Below are 19,249 nucleotides of genomic sequence, written 5' to 3'. Positions count from 1 at the left end.
CGGCCTTGTTCCGCGCCACAAATCACGCTTTACGTCCCGAACACGGCCCCCCGCCCGTCCCTCGCTTCCGTCCGTGCGCCCGACCAGTGGCAGGCCGCCGCCGCTGCCCCGCCGCCGTCCAGGACCGGCAGGTCCCTCGTACGGCACCGGTCGGCCACCTCCGCCGCCGCGCCCGAGGCGAGGACCTGGCAGCGGGCGTGGAAGCGGCAACCCGGGGGGATGTGGGTGGGGTCTGGGGGTTCCCCGCTGAGGATGATCGGTGCGTCTGATGATTCTGGGAGGACGGAGAGGAGGGCTTGGGTGTAGGGGTGGTGGGGGGAGGTCAGGACGGTTTCGACCGGGCCCGTCTCCACGATGCGGCCCAGGTACATGACCGCCACCCGGTCCGCGATGTTCCACGCGAGGCCCAGGTCGTGGGTCACCACGAGGGCCGACAGGCCCAGTTCGTCGCGCAGCCGCAGCAGCAGCGCCAGGATCTCGCCCCGTACGGAGGCGTCGAGCGAGGCCACCGGCTCGTCCGCGACGATCAGTTCGGGCTCCAGGACAAGTGCGCCGGCGATGACGACGCGTTGGCGCTGGCCGCCGGACAGCTCGTGGGGATAGCGGAGGAAGAAGCGCTCAGGGGGGCGGAGTCCGGCGCGGGAGAGGGCTTCGGCGACTGCTGTGCGTTCGTCGCCTGCGTACCCGTGGATGCGTAGGCCCTCGGCTACCGCGTCGTACACCGTGTGCCGCGGGTTCAGCGAACCGCTCGGGTCCTGGAGGACCAGCTGGGCGCGCTTGCGGTACGCCTTGAGCGCCTTGGCCGTGTACGTGAGCGGGGCGCCCGTGAAGCGGACCTCGCCCCCGGTCGGGCGGACCAGGCCGAGGAGTGAGCGGGCCAGGGTGGTCTTGCCGCAGCCGGACTCGCCGACCAGGGCCACGATCTCGCCCGGACGGATGTCCAGGTCCACCCCGTCCACCGCCCGGGCGGCCGGCGCGCCCCGGCGGCCCGGGAAGGCGACGCGCAGGCCCCGGGCCGAGAGGAGGGGTTCCTCCGTGGTGCTCATGCCGTGCCTCCCACGTGTACGCAGGCCGCCCGGCGCCCCGCGCCCGCGTCCCGCAGTTCCTGGTCCTCCGCCGCGCACCGCTCTATGGCCACCGGGCAGCGCGGGCGGAACGCGCAGCCGCCCGGCAGGTCCGCCGGGTCCGGCGGGTCGCCCGGCAGGCCGCGCGGGGCGCGCCGGGAGGACGGGTCGCCGATCCGGGGGAACGCCGAGGACAGCGCCTGCCCGTAGGGGTGGGCGGCCGCCTCGTACACCGCCTTCGCCGGGCCTTCCTCGACGACGCGGCCCGCGTACATCACGGCGAGCCGGTCGCAGGTGTCGGCGAGCACGGCCAGGTCGTGGCTGATCATCAGCAGCCCGATGTCCTGCTCGGCGACCAGCTGCTCGATCAGGCGCAGGATCTGCGCCTGGATCATCACGTCGAGGGCGGTTGTCGGCTCGTCCGCCACGATCAGGCGTGGGTCGCAGGCCAGGGCCATCGCGATCATCACGCGTTGGCGTTGTCCGCCGGAGAGTTCGTGCGGATACGCGGACGCGCGGGCGGCCGGGAGACCTACCTGCTCCAGGAGTGCGCTGACGCGTCTGCGGGCTGTGGTGGGGGTGGCTCGGCCGTGTACGAGCAGCGGTTCCGCGATCTGGTCGCCGATCCGGCGCACCGCGTTCAGCGAGTGCATCGCGCCCTGGAAGACGATCGACGCGCCCGCCCAGCGCACCGCCCGCAGCCGCCCCCACTTCATGGCGAGCACGTCCTCGCCGTCCAGCAGGATCTCGCCGCTGGTGCGGGCCGAGGCGGGCAGGAGGCGCAGGAGGGCGAGCGCCATCGTCGACTTGCCGCAGCCGGACTCGCCGGCGACGCCCAGCTTCTGGCCGGCGGGGAGGGTGAGGTCGACGCCCCGGACCGCCGGGACGGCGGCCGAGCCCGTTCCGTACGTCACGCTGAGGTTGCGGACCTCCAGGAGATGGTTCGTGCTCAACGGGCCGCTCCCAGCTTCGGGTTGAGGACGGACTCGATCGCCCGGCCGCAGAGGGTGAAGGCGAGGGCGACCAGCGCGATGGCGATGCCGGGCGGCGCCAGGTACCACCAGTGGCCGGACGACACCGCGCCCGCCTCGCGTGCGTCCTGGAGCATGCCGCCCCAGGACACGACGGTCGGGTCGCCGAGCCCCAGGAAGGCGAGGGTCGCCTCGGTGAGGATGGCCGTCGAGATGCCGAGGGTGGTCTGCGCGAGGACGAGGGGCATGACGTTCGGCAGGACGTGCCGGGTCATGATGTGCCCGTGTCCGCCGCCCAGGGCCGTCGCGCGCTCGATGTACGGGCGGGACTCGACCGCGATGGTCTGCGCCCGCACCAGGCGGGCCGTGGTCGGCCAGCTGGTCACGCCGATCGCCAGGATCACCGTCCACATCGACCGGGACATCACGGTCGCCAGGACGATCGCGAGGACCAGGGCCGGCATCACCAGGAACCAGTCGGTGATCCGCATGACGACAGTGGAGAACCAGCCGCCGTAGTGGCCCGCGACGATGCCCACCAGGGTGCCGATGGCGACCGAGAGCGTGGCGGCGAGCAGACCGACGAGCAGGGAGATCCGGGCGCCCCAGATGAGAAGGCCGAGCAGTGAGCGGCCGAACTGGTCGGTGCCGAGCGGGAATTCGGCGCTCGGTGACTCCAGGGCGGTGCCGGGGGCGTTCGTGACGGACTGGACGTCCGCGCCGACGAGGAGCGGGGCCGTGAGGGCGATCAGGCCGATCAGGGCGAGGCCGGTCAGGCCCCAGAGGCCGGCCCGGTGGGTGCGGTACTGCCTCCAGAAGCGGGCGAGCGAGCTGCGCCGGCGCTGCCGGGCGAGGGAGGCGGCGGTGGTGTGTGAGGTCATCGGGCCACCCGGGGGTCGAGCAGCGGATAGAGCAGGTCGGCGATCAGGTTCATCACGATCATCGCGCCGGCGAAGACCACGAACAGGCCCTGGACCAGGGGGAGATCGGGCACGCTGAGCGCCTGGTAGAACAGGCCGCCCAGGCCCGGCCAGGAGAACACCGTCTCCACCAGGATCGAACCGGCGGCCACATGGCCGAGGTTGATGAACACCATGGTCACGGTGGGCAGGAGCGCGTTCGGGACGGCGTGGTGGCGGCGTACCGCGTCGTCGCGCAGGCCCTTCGCCCGCGCGGTGGTCAGATAGTCGCTGCCCATCTCGTCCAGGAGCGAGGAGCGCATCACCAGGAGGGTCTGGGCGTAGCCCACGGCCACCAGGGTCAGTACGGGCAGGACCATGTGGTGGGCGACGTCGAGGGCGTACGCGAAGCCGGTCTCGCCGGTGCCGGACTCCATGCCGCCGGTCGGGAACAGGCCCGGGATCGGCCCCATGCCGACCGAGAACACGATGATGAGCAGGAGTCCGAGCCAGAAGGACGGGACCGACCAGAGGGTGAGCGCCACCCCCGTGTTCAGCCTGTCGCCGAGGCTGCCGTGCCGCCACGCGGAGCGGGTGCCCAGCCACAGGCCGAGCGCCGAGTAGAGCACCACGGCCGTGCCGGTGAGCAGCAGCGTCGCCGGGAGCTTCTGCGCGATCAGCTCGCCGACCGGGGCCCGGAACTGGAAGGAGGTGCCGAGGTCGCCGGTGAGCGCCTTGGCGCAGTAGTCGGTGAACTGCTGCCAGAGCGGCAGGTCGAGTCCGAACTGGTGGCGCAGAGTGGCCAGTTGCTCGGCGGTGGTCGGCATGCCGTGGGTCATCGTCTTCACCGGGTCGCCCGGGATGATCCGGAACAGGAAGAAACTGGTGACGAGGACGGCGAGCAGGGACACGGCCGCGCCGGCGGCCTTGGCCGCCGCGTGGCGGAGGTAGGGGAGGGCGGCGGCGGTACGGGTGCGGGGTGCACCGCCCTCCGTGGTCCGGGCCGGATCGGCCGGGACCACGGAGGGGGCGGGTGTGCTTGCGCTGGTCACGGGCTACTCGCGGTCGTCGGCGGTGGAGCGGCGGCGCATGCCGAGGAAGACCCCGAGGCCCACGACGACCACGGCGGCCGCGCCGATCCCGATGGTCACGCCGGTGTCCGAGCCGTCCGAGGAGTCGGCGGAGGCGGTCCGCGCGGCCGGGGCCGCCGACCACCAGCTCCAGTAGCCGTCCTGGCCCCACAGGTTGCCGGCGGCCTCGGGCATGGTGGTGATGGAGCCGATCTGGTCGGTGCGGTACGCCTCCAGGGCGTTCGGGTACGCGATGACGTTCATGTACCCGGTGTCGTACAGCCGCGACTGCATCTGCTTGACCAGGTCGGAGCGCTTGGCGGCGTCGTACTCGGCGGCCTGCTGCGCGTACAGCGCGTCGAACTGCGGGTCGCAGATGAAGTTGTCGGTGGCCCCGGTGTCCTTCGGCGTCGCGGGCAGCGTGCCGCAGGTGTGGATGGAGAGGACGTAGTCCGGGTCCGGGTTGACCGACCAGCCGTCGAAGGCGAGGTCGTAGTCGCCCTTCACCCACGGGTCGGAGACGCTGTCCAGACAGTCGACCTTGAGCCCGATGCCGAGCTTGCCCCACCACTCCTGCAGATACTTCGCGGAGGCCTTGTCGTTGGGGTCGGTGGCGTGGCACAGGATGCGGAAGTCGAGCGGCTTGCCGTCCTTGCCGAGCCGCTTGCCCTCGGCGTTCTTCTTGTACCCGGCCGCGTCCAGGACCTGTTCGGCCTTGGCCGGGTCGTAGGCCCGCTTCTGGGTGTCGGCCGGCTTCCAGAAGTACGAGCCGAAGCGCGGCGGGAGGTAGCCCTCGCCCTCCACGGCGTGGTTCTGGAAGACCTTGTCGACCAGGGTCGTGCGGTCCACGGCGAGGAACAGCGCCTTGCGCACCTCGGGGTCGAGCAGCGCCTTGTTGCCGTTGCCGAAGGTCTTGCCGTCCTTCGCGCGGGCGCCCGGGTTGGTGGCCAGCGCGTAGAAGCGGCGGCCCGGAGCGTCGTTGACCTTGATGTTCTTCTGGGTCTTGAGCGCGGCGGCCTGAGCGGGCGTCAGGTTCGGGACGAAGGACACCTCGCCCTTCTGGAGCGCGGCGACGGCCGCGTCACCGTCCTTGTAGTACTTGAAGACCAGCTCGTCGAACTTCGGCGCCCCGCGCCAGAACTTCTTGTTCGGCTTGAGCTTGATGTACTGGTCGACCTTGAAGTCGGTGATGACGAACGGGCCGTTGCCGACGATCGGGAACTGCTGGTCGTTGTTGAACTTGGAGAAGTCGGAGACCTTCTCCCACACGTGCTTGGGCACGATCGGCACGTCCAGCGCCGTCATCGTCGCCTGCGGCTGCTTCAGCTCGATGACCAGGGTCTGCGGATCGGGCGCGGAGACCTTCTTGAAGTTGGCCGTGAAACTGCCGTTGGCGGTGGCCGCGTTCGGGTCGGTCATCATCTTGTTGAAGGTCCACGCCGCGTCCTCGGCGGTGGCCTGCTGCCCGTCGGACCACATCGAGTCCTTGCGGATCGTGTACGTCCAGGTGAGCTTGTCCGGCGAGGACTTCCACTCGGTCGCCAGGCCCGGGATCGTGTGCGCGTCCTTCGCGTCGTAGTTCGTCAGGTACTCGTACGCGAGGCGGTGGATGCTGGTCGACACCAGTTTCTGTGCGAGGAACGGCGAGAGCGAGTCGACGCTCTGCGAGACGGCGACGGTGAGTGTGGTGCCGCCGGTCTTCTCGTCCTCCGCCTGGGCGGTGCCCGGCACGGCCATGAGCGAGGCGGCGGTGACGCCGGTGGCGAGCAGGAGACGGACCGGGCGGAGCGACCGGAGCGGCCGGAGGGGTCTGCGGGCGGCTGCCTGACGGGGTGGAACCTTCGTGACCATGACCATGGGGCGTGACCTCGCGTCGGGATGCGTGCGTCGGGGGAAGTGCCGTGGATCTTGGGCTGACGATGGATGAAGCGAAGGTGTATCAGCGGTGGTCTGCCGTCGTCAACGATGTCTCAAACACCGTGTGGTCTGCGGGAATGCCGAAAGGCCCCGTACCGGAACACCGGTACGGGGCCTCATTGGTCTACTCCTGTGACGCCCTACTGCTGAGGGGCTGGCGGCGCCTGCGGAGGCTGCTGCGGGGCCTGCTGCGGCCAGTTCGGCGGCGGGACCTGCCCCGGAACCTGTCCGGGCAGCTGCCCCGGGAACTGCCCGGGCGCCTGGCCGGGAACCTGCGCCTGCGGATCGGCGTGCGGCGGGAGCGGCTGCCCCGGCTGCTGCCAGCCCTGCGGCATCGGCGGCTGACCGGGCTGCGCCCCGTACATCTGTCCGGGGGCGGGGGGTCCGCCATACGGCTGACCGGGCTGCTGACCCGGCTGACCCGGTACGGGGGGCTGCTGGGGCGGGTACGCGTACGGCTGGCCGGGGGCGGGCTGGCCCGGCTGCTGCGGCGGGTAGGGCTGTCCCGGATGGCCGGGCTGACCCGGGTACGGCTGGGGCTGGCCCGGCACCGGCGGGGCCATGTGCGGCGGCATCGCGCCCTGGGCCTCCGCCGTCCACAGGCCCTGCGCCTGCTGCGCCCGTACGAAGTCCTCGGCCACCATCGCCGAGAGGTGGAAGTACGCCTCGCGGGTCTTCGGCCGCATCATGTCGAGGTCGACCTCGGCACCGGCCGCCAGGTGCTCGTCGAATGGCACCACGACCACCCCGCGGCAACGGGTCTGGAAGTGCTGCACGATGTCCTCGACCTTGATCATCTTGCCGGTCTCACGGACCCCGGAGATGACCGTGATCGAGCGCTGCACCAGCTCCGCGTACCCGTGCGCCGACAGCCAGTCCAGCGTCGTGGAGGCGCTGGAGGCACCGTCCACCGACGGTGTGGAGATGATGATCAGCTGGTCGGCGAGGTCGAGCACCCCGCGCATCGCGCTGTAGAGCAGACCGGTGCCCGAGTCGGTCAGGATGATCGGGTACTGCTTGCCCAGGACGTCGATCGCGCGCCGGTAGTCCTCGTCGTTGAAGGTCGTCGAGACGGCCGGGTCCACGTCGTTGGCGAGGATCTCCAGACCGGACGGCGCCTGCGAGGTGAACCGGCGGATGTCCATGTACGAGTTGAGGTACGGGATCGCCTGCACCAGGTCGCGGATGGTCGCCCCGGTCTCGCGCCGCACCCGGCGGCCGAGCGTGCCGGCGTCCGGGTTGGCGTCGATCGCCAGGATCTTGTCCTGCCGTTCGGTGGCGAGCGTCGCGCCGAGCGCGGTCGTCGTCGTGGTCTTGCCGACACCGCCCTTGAGCGAGATGACCGCGATCCGGTAGCAGGAGAGGACCGGCGTCCGGATCAGCTCCAGCTTCCGCTGCCGCTCCGCCTCCTCCTTCTTTCCGCCCAGCTTGAAGCGGTTGGCGGCGCCGGGGTTCCGGCTCGACTTGGGCTTCTGCTTGTTGTTGCGCAGCAGCCGGTCGGAGGACAGCTCGACGGCCGCGTTGTACCCGAGCGGCGCGCCCGGCACCGACCGCTCCCGCTGGTCGTGCGTCACGGCCGACGGCCACGCGGCCCCGGTACGGGGGTCGATGGCGGGGGAGTCGGGCGCGGGGGCGCCGGGCGTGGGGGTGCCGGGCGCGGGCGGCGGGAAGCCGTAACCCTGCGGGGGCTGGGGCGCCTGGGGCTGCTGGGGTGCCTGGGGCTGCGGGGGGACGGGCGGCTGCGGCTGGCCGAACGGGGCCTGAGCCGGGTGCGGGAAGCCGTAACCCTGAGGCGGCTGCGGGGCCTGGGGCTGCTGGGGGGCCTGCGGCTGCGGAGGTACGGGCGGCTGCGGGAAGCCGTAGCCCTGGGGGGCCTGCGGGGCCGGGGGCTGCGGCGTCTGGGGCTGGGGCTGGCCGGGGTGCGGAAAGCCGTAACCACCCTGCGGCGGTACGGGGGCGGGCCAGGCGTCCGTCGCCGGCGGCAGCGGAGCGGCCGGGGCCTGCGGCACCTGCTGCTCGGCCGGGGCGGCCGGAGCGGCCTGCGCGGGCCACTGCGGTGCGGGCGCCGGCGTCGCAGGCTGGAACGACGGCGGCAGCGGCGGCAGTCCGCTCCCCGGCACCGGCACATCCGGAGCCACGGGCGGCAGCGCGCCGGGAGCGGCGTCCTGAGGAGTGGGGACGGGGGCAGGGGCCGCCGGTTCCGGGGCGGGCTCTGGCGTCGGCTCCGGCGTGGTCTCGGCCTGCGGCTCGGCGGCGGCCGGGGTCTCCGCAGCCTCCGGAGCCTCCGGAGCCTCCTCGGCGCTCTCCGGGCTTTCCGCCGGGGCGGCGGCCTCCGGCTCGGGAGTGGCCTCGGGCTCCTCGGCGGGGGCTTCGGCACCCTCGGCCTCCGGGGCCTGCGCAGCCTCCGGCGCCTCCTGCGCGGCCGCGATCTCCGCCATCTCGCGCTTCAGCGCGGCGGGGGAGAAGCGCATCGTCGCGCCGCTCTCCACATCGCCACCACCGAAGGGTGCGGCGGCGGCAGGGGCGGGCGGGGCAGCGGGGGCCGGTTCCGGCGCGGCGGGCGTCACGGGAGCCTCGGCGGCAGGCGCCGGGGCCGGGGCCTCCGGCGCGGGGGCCTGCGGGGGCGTCGGGGTCCAGGTCGACTCGTAGCCGCCGGGCGCGGGAACTCCGGGCGCCGGGGCACCGGGGACCGCGACCGGCGCACCGGTCGGCGGCGGAGGCGTCGGCGCCCCGCCGCCCGTACCGCCCGACGCGTTCTGCGTGTACCAGGCCGGCGGGGTGTAGTCGATGGTGAACTCACCCGTCATCTCGGCGGGATCTGCGTCGGACTGATCGTCGACGGGCACGTTCCAACCCCCGTTGATCTCGTCCCGATCGCGGTTCACTTTGCCTCCTGGTGTGGTCGCGCACCCTTGTGCAGTCGTGGGCGGGCACATCCCACCCTAAACGCCAACCCTGCCCGCCGGGCAGGGCCGACGGCCCGCCGCTCCCCGGTGCGCGGACGGGCCGGGTCCCCCAAGTGACCCACGAGTACCGGAGAGTGAGAACCCCGGTCCATGAAACCTGCACAAAAAGGGACAGGTTGGGTGGTGAAATGTGGGCTTCGCCCGGTCAGTCCATCCGGCGGGCGGCGCCCAACAATCCGGTCTCGGCGTCCGTGGCCTGCGTCATCACGAACTGGCGGTCGTTCGGCGTGCACCACAGGGTCACCCCGTCGGCCAGCGTCGACAGCGCCTCCCACTCCGCGCGCTGCAGCCCCATGATGCGGCCGATCTGCGCGGCCTCGTCGGGCGAGACCCGCTGCACGCCGACGAGCGAGGACTTCTCCAGGAGCCGCGGCGCCACCGGGCTCAGATAGGGGAGCAGGGTCACCACCGACTGCCACGGCGCGGAGACGACCCGGCCGCGCGGCGGCCGCATGCCGCAGTCGCGGACGACGACCACGGGGCTGCCCGCGGACGCGCCCTGCGGCGGCACCCGGCCCACGTCGTGCAGGGTGATGCAGGGCTGACCGCCGCCGGCCGCCTGGGCCAGCGCCGTCCAGGCGGGGGCGCGGCCCGTCTCCACCGCGACCCGGGCGCCGGTCGCCGCCGCCCGCAGCGCGAGCACCTGCGCCGTCCACAGACCGCCGATGAGCGTGACGTCGTACGCACTGGGCCGGTTGATCCCGAGCACCGCCGGCCGGCTCTCGGCGTCCACGCCGATCACCACGCCGTCGTCGCCCACCGGCAGGGCCAGCGCGCCGAGTTGGTCGAGCGGCGCGGAATGGCGGTCGCGCCGCGGCCCGATGAGCCCGAAGCCGAGCCGCGGCTTGCCGCCGCGTCCCGTACGCCGGGCGGCCCGCCCGCCGCCGCTCGGCCGGGCCCGCCGCGAGGGGGCCGCGCCCGGCACGCCCCCGCTCACGCCCCCGACCGGCCCGCCGGGCCCGGGGCCCATGGGCTGGCCCGTCGGAGCCATCTGCCCGGCCTGGCCGACGGGAGCCATCTGCCCGGCCTGGCCCACCTGGCTCATCTGACCGGCGGGGTTCATCTGGCCCGCCGGGCTCATCTGACCGACGTGCCCGGCCTGGCCCATGTACCCGCCCTGACCCATCGGCCCCTGGCCCGCCGGGTTCCCCGGAGTCGTCATCAGCGCGCACCCCCCAGCGGCAGCGTCGCCAGCATGCCCGGCACCTGCTCGCGGTCGAGCCGCACCAGGCCCGTCTTCACGCCGCGCGCCACGCGCTCCAGTTCGTGCCGGGCCGCGAGGAGTTCCTCGTCGCTGCGCCCGGTGATCCGTACGTGTCCGGTGACCGTCACCTCCTGACGGTCACCCCCGCTCACCGTCAAACTGAACGTCGTCGCCAGCGCCGGCAGCGAGGTCAGCAGCGCCACCAGCTGCGGCATCGACGCCCCGGCCCCGCTCGCGCCGCCCAACTGGGGCCAGCGCCCCACCCAGTACGTCGTGTGCCGACGGTCGTCGACCCGCCAGGTGCGCGCGGTCTCCTGGGTGCGCCGGACCTGCGCCTGCCCGCGGCCGGCCTGCGCTATCGCCATCGGGCTCGCGCAGGTCGAGGTGGCGATGGCGGAGGTCAGCTCCTGCTCGGTGAGGACCGTGGCCTTGAAGCCCGCGCCCGCCAGCCGGCTCGCGAGCTGGTCGGCCGCTCGTACGACGCACTTCTGCGCGCCCGCCATGCCGCCGCCGCGCGCCTCGACCGCCTCCGGGCACAGCTCCGGGTCCAGCTTCAGCGCGACCCAGGTGATCCGGAGCGCCGGCGAACCCGTCTGCGCCTGCAGCGGGCCGTAGTTGCGGGCCGCCATCGACTGCGCGGGCAGGTGCGGCGCGGGCGCGGGCTGGGTGTGCTGCACGATCTGCGCCGACTCCAGCCGGATGCCGTCCACCGACAGCACGTCGCCGATCAGCGCCACCGGCAGCGGGTGCGCGCCCCGGTCCGGGCGCAGCGCCGAGGACTCCGACTCGACCCGTACGACCGCGGTGAGGAAGGTCCCGTCGCCGATCATCCCGATCGGACGCCGGTCGCGGTCGCTGTACGCGTAGGTGCGCAGCGCCGGATCGCACTCCACCACCGGGGCGAGCCCCGGCTCCGTGCCCTCCGGCACGGCGAAGGCCGCCGCGCGGCGGGTGCGGGCGCGCAGGGCGAGGAACGTCCCCAGCCACTCCGGCAGCGAGCGCTTGTGCCGGCGCAGCAGCGCGAGCAGCACGAGCAGCGCCGCCACCACGCCCGCGGGCACCAGCATCAGCTTGTCGACGACCGCGGCCACGACCAGGACGGCGGCCGCCACCTCGATCAGTACGAGCTGTTGCAATCGGAACGCCCCGAAGTGTCCGGGGCGCGCCTGGAGGCGCGGAGACACCGAGGGCACAACGGGCGAACCGGGCCCCGTACCCGAGGAGACGGGGGCCGCGGAAGTGGACCCGCCCGCAGCGGACCGTGTCCGCGTCGCGGAAGCCATGATGGAGAATCCCCCTCAATTCGTCCCGATCACCCTGGCCCGCCAGGCCTTTGGCGGCCGGATCACCCTACCCGCCCCACACGCACCGGCGGACAGCAGGCATAGTAGGGGGCCGGTCCGACAGCCGGGGCCCGGGCGCCATGCTCCCCGGACTCCCGAGCGAAGACTGCGCCTGACGGAAACGGGGACTCATGGCATCACGGCGGGACGAGCTCAACGCGTACACCTTTGCGAAGAAGCGCACGGTCGCGGCATTCCTCCAACCCTCTCCCTCGGGTACGGAGGAGGGGGCGCCCAGGCCGCTGCGCGCGGTGCTGCCCGGAGTCATCGTCGGCGCGCTCGTGATGGCCGGCTTCGGCGCCTGGGGCATGTTCAAGCCGACCGCGCCCAAGGGCTGGGACGACCCCGGCAAGAAGGTGATCGTCGGCAAGCAGTCGACCACCCGCTATGTCGTCCTCACCACCGGCAAGGGCAAGGACAAGAAGACCCTGCTCCACCCGGTGCTCAACCTCGCCTCCGCGCGCCTGCTGCTCAACCCGGACGACTTCCAGGTCATCCAGGTCGACGACAAGACGCTCGACGAGGGCAAGCCGCCGCGCGGCCCCATCCTCGGCATCCCGTACGCCCCCGACCGCCTCCCCGGCGCCGACGACGCCGGCACCGCCAAGCGCTGGGCGGTCTGCGAGCAGCCCGGCGGCGGCAACGGCGGCAGCGTCCAGAAGGCCACCTTCCTCTTCGCCAAGCGCGACCTCGGCCGGACGGAGAACGGCAACAAGCTGAAGGCCGGCCAGGTCATGTACGTGAAGGGGCAGAAGGACAGCGCCCAGTACCTGGTCGACCACACCGGCACCAAGTACCACGTCGCCGAGAACAACCAGAAGCTCACCAACGCCCTGTTCGGCAGCCGGCAGCCGCAGCAGGTCACCGACGACTGGCTGGCCACCCTGAAGACCGGCAGCCCCGTCGACTTCCCGCCGATCCCCGGCACCGTCGGCGCCGACGCCCACGTCCGCGGCGGCCTCACCCCCGAGCAGGACAAGGTCGGCATGGTGCTCCTCGCCCAGACCGGCTCCGGCCCCCAGCACTACGTGGTCCTGGACGGCAAGGTCCAGCCGGTCTCCGAGTTCACCGCCTGGCTGCTCATCCAGTCGCCGCTGACCGACTCCCTCGACATGGCCGGCAAGGCCACCCCCGTCGACCTCCAGTCGCTCACGCCGGACAGCACCGCCTTCGGCGCCCAACTGCGCTGGCCCGAGCGGAAGTCCACCCAGATCAACTCGGTCGGCGGCCCCGGCTCCCGCGACACCGTCTGCTCCGTCCTGGAGAGCGTCGACGCCAAGGGCGGCACCACCCTGTCCACCTGGGCCGGCCCCAAGTACCCCGCCGACATCACCGCCGGCGGCACCAGCACGTACGTCACCCCCGGCACCGGACTGCTCTACACCCAGATCCAGGGCAAGCAGTCCACCCCCGACGGCTCGCTCTTCCTCGTCACCGACACCGGACTGCGCTATGCCGTCCAGGCCAACGGCGACAGCGACGCCGGCCACTCCGACATCGGCACGGGCAACCAGCAGAAGACCTCGGACGGGCGCCCGGAGCCGTCGGACGCGCAGAAGCGGCTCGGCTACGAGAAGGTCACGCCCGTGCTCGTACCGATGGAGTGGTCGGAGTTCCTGTCGAAGGGCCCGCGCCTGGACACCAACAGCGCGCGCCAGCCGCAGGGTTCGTGAGGGGGAGGTACGGGTGACTTCCCGGAAGACTGCCGCCCTGCTGGCGGCGACGACCCTGACGGGTCTGCTCACCGTGTCCCCGGCGGCCGCGGTGGAGCGGGGGCTGCCTTCCCCCCAGGGGCTTTCCCCTCAGGGGCTTTCTCCGCTGGGGGTGGACGGCAGCGGCGAGTGCACGTTCCCGATGAAGAAGCAGATCGAGGGCATCCCCTGGTCGCTCCAGCGGGTGCTGCTCGACGAGCTGTGGCAGGACACCAAGGGCAAGGGCGTCCGCGTCGCGGTCATCGACACCGGCGTCGACGACGTCAACCCGCAGCTGAAGCCGGCGGTGGACGCGAAGGCCGGCAAGGACTACCTGAAGCCGGACAAGAAGAACCTGGGCGCGGGCAACGACCAGCGCGGCAAGACCGACGGCACCGTCGACGAGGTCGGCCACGGCACCAAGGTCGCCGGCATCATCGCCGCCCGCCCGCGCAAGGGAACGGGCTTCGTCGGCCTGGCGCCCGAGGCGACGATCATCCCGATCCGCCAGAACGACGAGAAGAACAGCGGCAAGTCGGACACGATGGCCCTGGCCATCGAGTACGCCCTCGACAAGGGCGCCCAGGTGATCAACATCTCCCAGGACACCACCCAGCCGCTCGGCCCCGAGTCCTCGCTGGCGAAGGCGGTGGCCAAGGCGATCGAGAAGAACGTGGTGGTCGTCGCGTCCGCGGGCAACGACGGCATGGACGGCAAACTCAAGAACACCTACCCCGCGGCCTTCCCGGGGGTCCTCGCCGTCGCCTCCTCCGACCGCAACAACGAACGCGCCGCCTTCTCCCAGTCCGGCACCTTCGTCGGCGTCGCCGCCCCGGGCGTCGACATGGTCTCGACGGTCCCCGGTGGCGGCCAGTGCGTCGACAACGGCACCAGCTTCTCCGCCCCCTACGTCGCGGGCGTGGCGACCCTGCTGCGCGCCAAGTACCCGAAGTGGACAGCCGCGCAGATCGCCACCCGGATCGAGCAGACGGCCATCCGCGCGGTCAACGGCCATGACAACCACGTGGGTTGGGGCGTCGTCGACCCGGTCCGCGCCCTCGCCGACGGCCCGGAACCCCCGCTCACCGGCCCCACCCCGGACCCGGGCCCACCAAAGGCCGAGGCGCCCGAACCGGCCCACATGGCCATGTCGGAGACCCCGCAGGAGCGCTCGGAGCGCCTTGCGACGTATGCGCTGGGCATCGCGGGGGTGCTGGTCGCGGTGGTGGCGGGGACGGCCGTGGTGATCAGGGACGGACGGCGCCGGAAGGCGGTCCGATGAGCCGTCAGATATGCCTTGGACGAGTCGTCGGATGAGTAGGAATACCTAGGGAACCCCTAGGTAGCTTTGCAGTTGGAACTGTCGTACCGAATCGATAGAGTGGTCGAGTTCGTACGTGTGACGAGGGGGAAACCGAAGTGGCAGGGCCGAACGGGGACGGCGGCAAGCAGGGGCTCGATGTCGGCGAAGTGACGCTCCTGACCTTCCAGACGCGTATGCAGAAGCTGGTCGACGACCTGAAGGGTTCGCCGGCCGAGCACACGAAGATCGGCGAGCAGAAGGTCACGGCCGCGTCGTACGGCACGGGCTTCAGCGCGGCGACCGAGCTGCACGGGGCGTACGAGAAGGTGCACACGCGGCTCGAAGAGTTGACGAAGATCTTCGGCGAGACGATCGAGGCGATGGGGATTCGCGCGCAGATCGCCGACAAGGGCTACGCGAACGTGGACCAGGAGGAGCGCGAGCGCTTCCAGGAGATCACGAAGCGGTCGCGGGACGACTACGAGAAGCGTCATCCGACTGTGGCGGCACCGGACCCGGCAAGGCCGGCGAACAGCACCACGGATTCCGGCGGATTCAGCTAAGCGGGGGAGGGCAACACCATGTCAGAGTTCGAGGGGAAGTCCCTGGACGCTCTGTACGCGATGATCGCGTCGGCCAAGCCCGAGGATCTCTCGGGTGCGGGCACGGCGCTCGCGGCGGCCGCGCCGAAGATCCTGGCCATTGCCAGGGACTTGCGTCACTACATCTCCCGCGTGGAGTGGGAGGGCGAGGGCGGCGAGGCCTTCCGCAAGTGGGGCGCCGGCATGGTCTCGGAGACCCTGGTCCTCGGTGACTTCACCAAGGTCGTGTCCGACGAGATGAAGTCCGCGGGCCAGGCGCTGACCGAGGCGAAGGCTGCCGTGCCGAAGCCCGCGGGCATGTGTTTCGCCGACCCGGAGAAGGAGAAGGCCCGCCTTGAGGCGGAGACCGGTCCGAAGCTGCAGGAAGCGATCAACGCGATGCAGCGGCTTTCGTCGTACTACGACACGACGAGCAACCGGATGGCGGCGGAGCGCCAGCCCGATTTCAAGCCGATGAACGATGCCGGTGTTGACGTCTCCGAGCGGGAGTACGGAGCCGGTAGCAGCACCGGTTCTGGGATGTACTCGGCAACGGGTTCCGGCACGGGCACCACTCAGACCGGTCACACGACGTTCCAGCGGGCTGAAGTGTCGAGCCCGAGTGGCACTCAGCGGCAGATCGTCGACCCGGTGAACCCGCCGTCGACCCCGCCGGCGCTCCCGCCGGAGTCCGAGGTGGACACCAACCTCGACTCCGTGACGCTGACGCCGCCGCCGGAGACCACGAACCGGCCGCCGGTGCAGCCGCCGGTGACCACCACCGGGACGCCGCCGGTGACCACGAATCCGATGCCCCTTCCGCTGCCGCCCACGGCGCCGCCGATGGGTCAGCAGAGCGGCTACCAGCTGCCCAAGGCGCCGATCACCGGCCTGCCGAGCACCGCGAACCGCACCGGGCTGCCCGGTCCGAGCACGCTCGGCCCGATGGGGCGCACCGAGGGCATCACCGGTGGCCGTCAGGTGCCCGGCCGCCCGCTGACGAACCAGCAGATGGGCCGCATGCCCAAGGGCATGGTCATCGGCGAGGAGCGGACGTCGATGCCGTACGGCCGTGGGGCGGGTGGCATGCACGGCCCGGGCGCCGGCGGCATGCACGGCGGCCCGACCGGCGGCCAGGGCGGCGCAGGCCGTCGTCTGGCGAGCCAGCCGGGCGGAACCGTGGGTGCGCCCACGGCGTCCGGTGTGAATGGACGCTCGGCCTTCACGCCCGGTGGCACGGGCCTGGTGCGTCCGCCCGCTTCGTCGCAGCACGAGGGGGAGGAACGGCGTCAGCCGGGCCACCGCCCCGACTATCTGTCCGAGGACGAGGAGACGTGGACCTCGGGCCAGCGCCAGATCGTCCCGCCCGTCATCGACTAGGAGCACTTCCCTGATGTCCCCCTTCACCCGGGTCGCCGGGCGCCGCGCAGCAGCCCTGCTCGGCGCCATGTCGGCCGTCGTCGCCACCTGGACCGTCGCGGCGCCGGCCGCGACGGCGGACGACATGCGGTCGCGCCAGTGGTACCTGGATGCGATGAAGGCCGATGAGCTGTGGAAGGTGGCCACGGGCAAGGGCATCACCGTCGCTGTCATCGACAGCGGAGTCGATTCGACGCTGCCGGAGCTCCGTGGAAAGGTGCTGCCCGGGCGGAACTTCGAGACGGGTGGCCTGGGCCGTGTGGACGACAAGGACACCGACCGCCACGGCACGAACATGGCTCTTGCGATCGCTGGCAGCGGAGCCGACGGCGGGGTCAAAGGCATCGCCCCCAGCGCAACGATTCTTCCTGTGAAGACCGGGGCCAACTCGAACGCCGGATGGGGGCCGACGTACAAGGGCATCCGCTATGCCGTTGACAATGGCGCGCGCGTGATCAACATCTCCAGGGCCGGTCCCGCGCTCACCGAGGAGACTGCCGATTGGCAGGCGACGGTTGACTATGCCCGCAAGAAGGGCGCCTTGATCTTCGCGGGTGCCGGCAACGACGGGAGCGGCGGCGCTGTTTATCCGGCTTCCATCCCCGGAGTGGTCGCCGTCGGCGCGGTTGACAACAAGGGCAAGGTCGCCAAGTTCTCCAACCACGGTTCCTACCTTGCCCTTGCCGCCCCCGGTGTGGAGATGCCGGGACGTTGCACACAGGACAAGACGCAATTCTGCGCCCTGAGTGGCACCAGCCACTCCACCGCCATCGCCTCCGGCGCCGCTGCCCTCATCTGGTCCGCTCACCCCGACTGGACCGCGAACCAGGTCCTCCGGGTCATGATGGAGACGGCCGGCCACAACGGACCCGTCCCCTCCAAGTACATCGGCTACGGAACCATCCGCCCCGCCCAGGTCCTCCTCGAAGGCAAGGGAAACCCGGGCGACCCCAACGTGAATCCGCTGCTCGCCGCGCAGGGTGTGAGCAATTCACCGACTTCCCAGGCGTCCAAGCCATCCCAGACCTCCCCCTCTCCTGAGAACACGGGGGCAAGCGGCAACGGCCAGGCCAAGGACAACAACCAGGCCGCAGAGCCCGACGAGGGCGGTTTTCCGCTCTGGGCCATCGCCGCGAGTGCCGTCGCAGTCGTCGCCCTGATCGGCTTCGGCGTCGTGGCGGGAGTACGCAGGAGAGCGTCGACAGACGCATGAACAGCTGCAGCATCGACAACAAGAGGAGCATCACATGAGCACTCCCGCTGGTGGGTTCGGACTCGCAGACGATCCGATCACTCAGGCCAAGAACAAGATCATTGAGACGGGTGGCGCGGTCTCCAAGCAGGCGCGCGAGCTCGCCAACATCCTCGAGACCTGCGCCGCCGGCTGGACCGGTGTCGGTGCGATCGGCTTCAAGACGGCTCAGACGAACCTCAACGAGGACCACGACACCATCCGCCGTCTGCTGAACGTCCTCCTCAACGCCGTGGGCGAGACGAAGAACCTCAGCAACGCGAACGACGACGAGGTGCGCGCCACCTTCGCCGCCGTCAACCACTCGTCGCTCAACAACATCTGACGAAAAGGGGGATCAAACATGTCTGTCGACGCCAACGGGACCAAGGTCCGGTACGAGAGCGTTCAGGAGATGGCCAACCGCATCCGGACGGTCTCGAAGAACATCATCGAGGACCTCGAGAAGATGGACCGGGCGCTCAAGGTCGTCACCGACACGTGGGACGGTGACGCGCACCGCGAGTACGAGATCCTTCAGGGCAAGTACAAGCACCGTGCCACGGACATGAAGGACCGTCTCGAGAAGATCGCCCAGATCATCGAGCAGGGCAAGGACAGCTACCGCGCCACCGACGTGAAGGCCTCGCGCCTCTTCACCGAGTCGTACTGACCTGCCGGCCGACCCGGCCGCCCATGAGAAGGGGCCCGCTCCTCCCGGAGCGGGCCCCTTCTCATGCTCGCCGGTGCTTCACCGGAGGTCGAACTCGCCGTCCTTCGCGCCGAGTACGAACGCGTCCCACTCCGCCTTCGTGTACCGCAGCACCGTCTCGTGGTCGAGCGACGACCGCATCGCGATCCCGCCGCCCGGCAGATGGGCGATCTCCACGCGCTCCTCGTCCGCGCTCGTCCCCGGGGCGCCCTGCCACTCGACGTCGCTGATGTCGAGCGCGTACAGCTCGTCCTTCTCCTGCTGCGTACCCATCTGGCTCTGCTCCTTCGTGCGGCGTTCGACGCGGTGTCGGCAGCGCGTCGTTGCAGATCAATCATGGGTGCCCGGGGACCCGTCTGTCAGCCGGATCCCCGGTTCTTTCACAGCTTGCCGAACACCACTCCGCGCCAGGTCCAGCCCGCGTCGAGGACGGCCCTCACCAGGGCGTTCCGCATGTCCCGCGAGTCGAAGCGGAACGTCTCGACCAGGTGGCGGCGGCCGTCCGGCCCCTTCTCGTACGTCCAGCGGCGATCGACCTTGAATCCGGCCCCGCGGCTGTACCGCATGCCGGGGGCATCGGGCGTCGAGGCCTCCCACCGTTCGTCGAGCGCACGCACTTCGCAGGTCTCCGGGACCAGACGCATCCGGGTTCTGAGGCGCATTCTCAGTTCACGGATCCGCCACTCCGCGACCAGGTCGGCGCCTTCGCCGCTGGTGCCGACGCGCACCACGTACGCCGTCTCGGAACCGTTCAGCCCGAGCAGTGCTCGCCGGATCTCCTCGGCGGAGCGGGGCGCCACACCCGGGCTCGGGCGCCTGGTTCCGGTCAACGTGTCGAAAAGGCTCATGGGATCAACTCTCGGAGGAGGCAACTCTTG

Annotated in this window: 17 protein-coding genes; 7 read left to right on the top strand and 10 right to left on the bottom strand. The window is 71.4% G+C overall.

Annotated elements, in window-relative coordinates; genetic code table 11:
• Window positions 1–29 precede the first annotated feature (29 nt).
• The 8 genes from KV205_RS13410 to eccE all read right to left on the bottom strand — a co-directional run bounded on the left by KV205_RS13410 (window position 30) and on the right by eccE (window position 11,374).
• Complete coding sequence (locus KV205_RS13410) at window positions 30–1,046, bottom strand: ABC transporter ATP-binding protein (protein ID WP_265864501.1); 1,017 nt, start codon at window positions 1,044–1,046, stop codon at window positions 30–32.
• Window positions 1,043–2,017 carry an ABC transporter ATP-binding protein gene (locus KV205_RS13405; protein WP_265864500.1) on the bottom strand — a complete coding sequence of 325 codons (975 nt, stop codon included), beginning with the start codon at window positions 2,015–2,017 and terminating at the stop codon, window positions 1,043–1,045. Before KV205_RS13405 ends, KV205_RS13410 begins: the two co-directional genes overlap by 4 nt.
• Window positions 2,014–2,916 (bottom strand): ABC transporter permease, encoded by a 903-nt coding sequence (locus KV205_RS13400; protein WP_265864499.1) that lies wholly within the window; start codon window positions 2,914–2,916, stop codon window positions 2,014–2,016. The genes KV205_RS13405 and KV205_RS13400 overlap by 4 nt, the downstream gene beginning before the upstream one ends.
• On the bottom strand, window positions 2,913–3,986 hold the full coding sequence (locus KV205_RS13395) for an ABC transporter permease (protein ID WP_265864497.1): 1,074 nt from the start codon (window positions 3,984–3,986) through the stop codon (window positions 2,913–2,915). Before KV205_RS13395 ends, KV205_RS13400 begins: the two co-directional genes overlap by 4 nt.
• Window positions 3,987–3,989: 3 nt before the next feature.
• Window positions 3,990–5,855, bottom strand: a complete 1,866-nt coding sequence (locus KV205_RS13390; protein ID WP_374214670.1) for an ABC transporter substrate-binding protein — start codon at window positions 5,853–5,855, stop codon at window positions 3,990–3,992.
• A 206-nt stretch (window positions 5,856–6,061) separates the two neighbouring features.
• A complete protein-coding gene (locus KV205_RS13385; protein ID WP_265864494.1) occupies window positions 6,062–8,806 on the bottom strand; it encodes an SCO5717 family growth-regulating ATPase in 2,745 nt (914 codons plus the stop codon).
• Window positions 8,807–9,032: 226 nt separating this feature from the next.
• Window positions 9,033–9,857 carry a hypothetical protein gene (locus tag KV205_RS13380; protein WP_374214669.1) on the bottom strand — a complete coding sequence of 275 codons (825 nt, stop codon included), beginning with the start codon at window positions 9,855–9,857 and terminating at the stop codon, window positions 9,033–9,035.
• A 191-nt stretch (window positions 9,858–10,048) separates the two neighbouring features.
• On the bottom strand, window positions 10,049–11,374 hold the full coding sequence (gene eccE / locus KV205_RS13375) for a type VII secretion protein EccE (protein WP_265864492.1): 1,326 nt from the start codon (window positions 11,372–11,374) through the stop codon (window positions 10,049–10,051).
• 191 nt (window positions 11,375–11,565) lie between these two features.
• Here eccE and eccB point away from each other — a divergent pair, with 191 nt between their 5' ends.
• From eccB to KV205_RS13340, 7 genes are all read left to right on the top strand, one after another.
• Window positions 11,566–13,107: a type VII secretion protein EccB gene (gene eccB, locus KV205_RS13370; protein WP_265864491.1), complete on the top strand. Its 1,542-nt coding sequence runs from the start codon at window positions 11,566–11,568 to the stop codon at window positions 13,105–13,107.
• A gap of 13 nt (window positions 13,108–13,120) precedes the next feature.
• A complete protein-coding gene (gene mycP, locus KV205_RS13365) occupies window positions 13,121–14,407 on the top strand; it encodes a type VII secretion-associated serine protease mycosin (RefSeq protein ID WP_265864490.1) in 1,287 nt (428 codons plus the stop codon).
• Window positions 14,408–14,544: 137 nt separating this feature from the next.
• Window positions 14,545–14,991: a hypothetical protein gene (locus KV205_RS13360; protein ID WP_265864488.1), complete on the top strand. Its 447-nt coding sequence runs from the start codon at window positions 14,545–14,547 to the stop codon at window positions 14,989–14,991.
• A 60-nt stretch (window positions 14,992–15,051) separates the two neighbouring features.
• The gene (locus KV205_RS13355; RefSeq protein WP_265864486.1) at window positions 15,052–16,389 is read left to right on the top strand and encodes a hypothetical protein; all 1,338 of its coding nucleotides are present in this window, start codon (window positions 15,052–15,054) and stop codon (window positions 16,387–16,389) included.
• Between the two features lie 13 nt (window positions 16,390–16,402).
• The gene (locus KV205_RS13350; RefSeq protein WP_265864485.1) at window positions 16,403–17,641 is read left to right on the top strand and encodes a S8 family serine peptidase; all 1,239 of its coding nucleotides are present in this window, start codon (window positions 16,403–16,405) and stop codon (window positions 17,639–17,641) included.
• Between the two features lie 34 nt (window positions 17,642–17,675).
• Complete coding sequence (locus KV205_RS13345; protein WP_265864484.1) at window positions 17,676–18,005, top strand: hypothetical protein; 330 nt, start codon at window positions 17,676–17,678, stop codon at window positions 18,003–18,005.
• Between the two features lie 18 nt (window positions 18,006–18,023).
• Entirely contained in the window at window positions 18,024–18,332 is a 309-nt protein-coding gene (locus KV205_RS13340) for a WXG100 family type VII secretion target (RefSeq protein WP_265864483.1), read from the top strand.
• 78 nt (window positions 18,333–18,410) lie between these two features.
• Here KV205_RS13340 and KV205_RS13335 read toward each other — a convergent pair whose 3' ends face one another.
• The gene (locus tag KV205_RS13335; RefSeq protein WP_265864482.1) at window positions 18,411–18,644 is read right to left on the bottom strand and encodes a DUF397 domain-containing protein; all 234 of its coding nucleotides are present in this window, start codon (window positions 18,642–18,644) and stop codon (window positions 18,411–18,413) included.
• A gap of 107 nt (window positions 18,645–18,751) precedes the next feature.
• Window positions 18,752–19,219 (bottom strand): hypothetical protein, encoded by a 468-nt coding sequence (locus tag KV205_RS13330; RefSeq protein ID WP_265864480.1) that lies wholly within the window; start codon window positions 19,217–19,219, stop codon window positions 18,752–18,754.
• Window positions 19,220–19,249 lie beyond the last annotated feature (30 nt).

Origin of the sequence: Streptomyces sp. SKN60 (genome assembly GCF_026236535.1) — a bacterium.
Taxonomy (GTDB): Bacteria; Actinomycetota; Actinomycetes; order Streptomycetales; family Streptomycetaceae; genus Streptomyces.
This window is presented reverse-complemented; position numbering and strand designations above follow the sequence as displayed.

Excerpts from the sequence above, each read along its gene's own strand:
- KV205_RS13400 (WP_265864499.1), bottom strand. The coding sequence starts at position 2,916 with ATGACCTCACACACCACCGCCGCCTCCCTCGCCCGGCAGCGCCGGCGC.
- KV205_RS13345 (WP_265864484.1), top strand. The coding sequence starts at position 17,676 with ATGAGCACTCCCGCTGGTGGGTTCGGACTCGCAGACGATCCGATCACT.
- KV205_RS13380 (WP_374214669.1), bottom strand. The coding sequence starts at position 9,857 with ATGGGCCCCGGGCCCGGCGGGCCGGTCGGGGGCGTGAGCGGGGGCGTG.
- KV205_RS13410 (WP_265864501.1), bottom strand. The coding sequence starts at position 1,046 with ATGAGCACCACGGAGGAACCCCTCCTCTCGGCCCGGGGCCTGCGCGTC.
- KV205_RS13350 (WP_265864485.1), top strand. The coding sequence starts at position 16,403 with ATGTCCCCCTTCACCCGGGTCGCCGGGCGCCGCGCAGCAGCCCTGCTC.
- eccB (WP_265864491.1), top strand. The coding sequence starts at position 11,566 with ATGGCATCACGGCGGGACGAGCTCAACGCGTACACCTTTGCGAAGAAG.
- KV205_RS13390 (WP_374214670.1), bottom strand. The coding sequence starts at position 5,855 with ATGGTCACGAAGGTTCCACCCCGTCAGGCAGCCGCCCGCAGACCCCTC.
- eccE (WP_265864492.1), bottom strand. The coding sequence starts at position 11,374 with ATGGCTTCCGCGACGCGGACACGGTCCGCTGCGGGCGGGTCCACTTCC.
- KV205_RS13330 (WP_265864480.1), bottom strand. The coding sequence starts at position 19,219 with ATGAGCCTTTTCGACACGTTGACCGGAACCAGGCGCCCGAGCCCGGGT.
- KV205_RS13335 (WP_265864482.1), bottom strand. The coding sequence starts at position 18,644 with ATGGGTACGCAGCAGGAGAAGGACGAGCTGTACGCGCTCGACATCAGC.
- KV205_RS13355 (WP_265864486.1), top strand. The coding sequence starts at position 15,052 with ATGATCGCGTCGGCCAAGCCCGAGGATCTCTCGGGTGCGGGCACGGCG.
- KV205_RS13340 (WP_265864483.1), top strand. The coding sequence starts at position 18,024 with ATGTCTGTCGACGCCAACGGGACCAAGGTCCGGTACGAGAGCGTTCAG.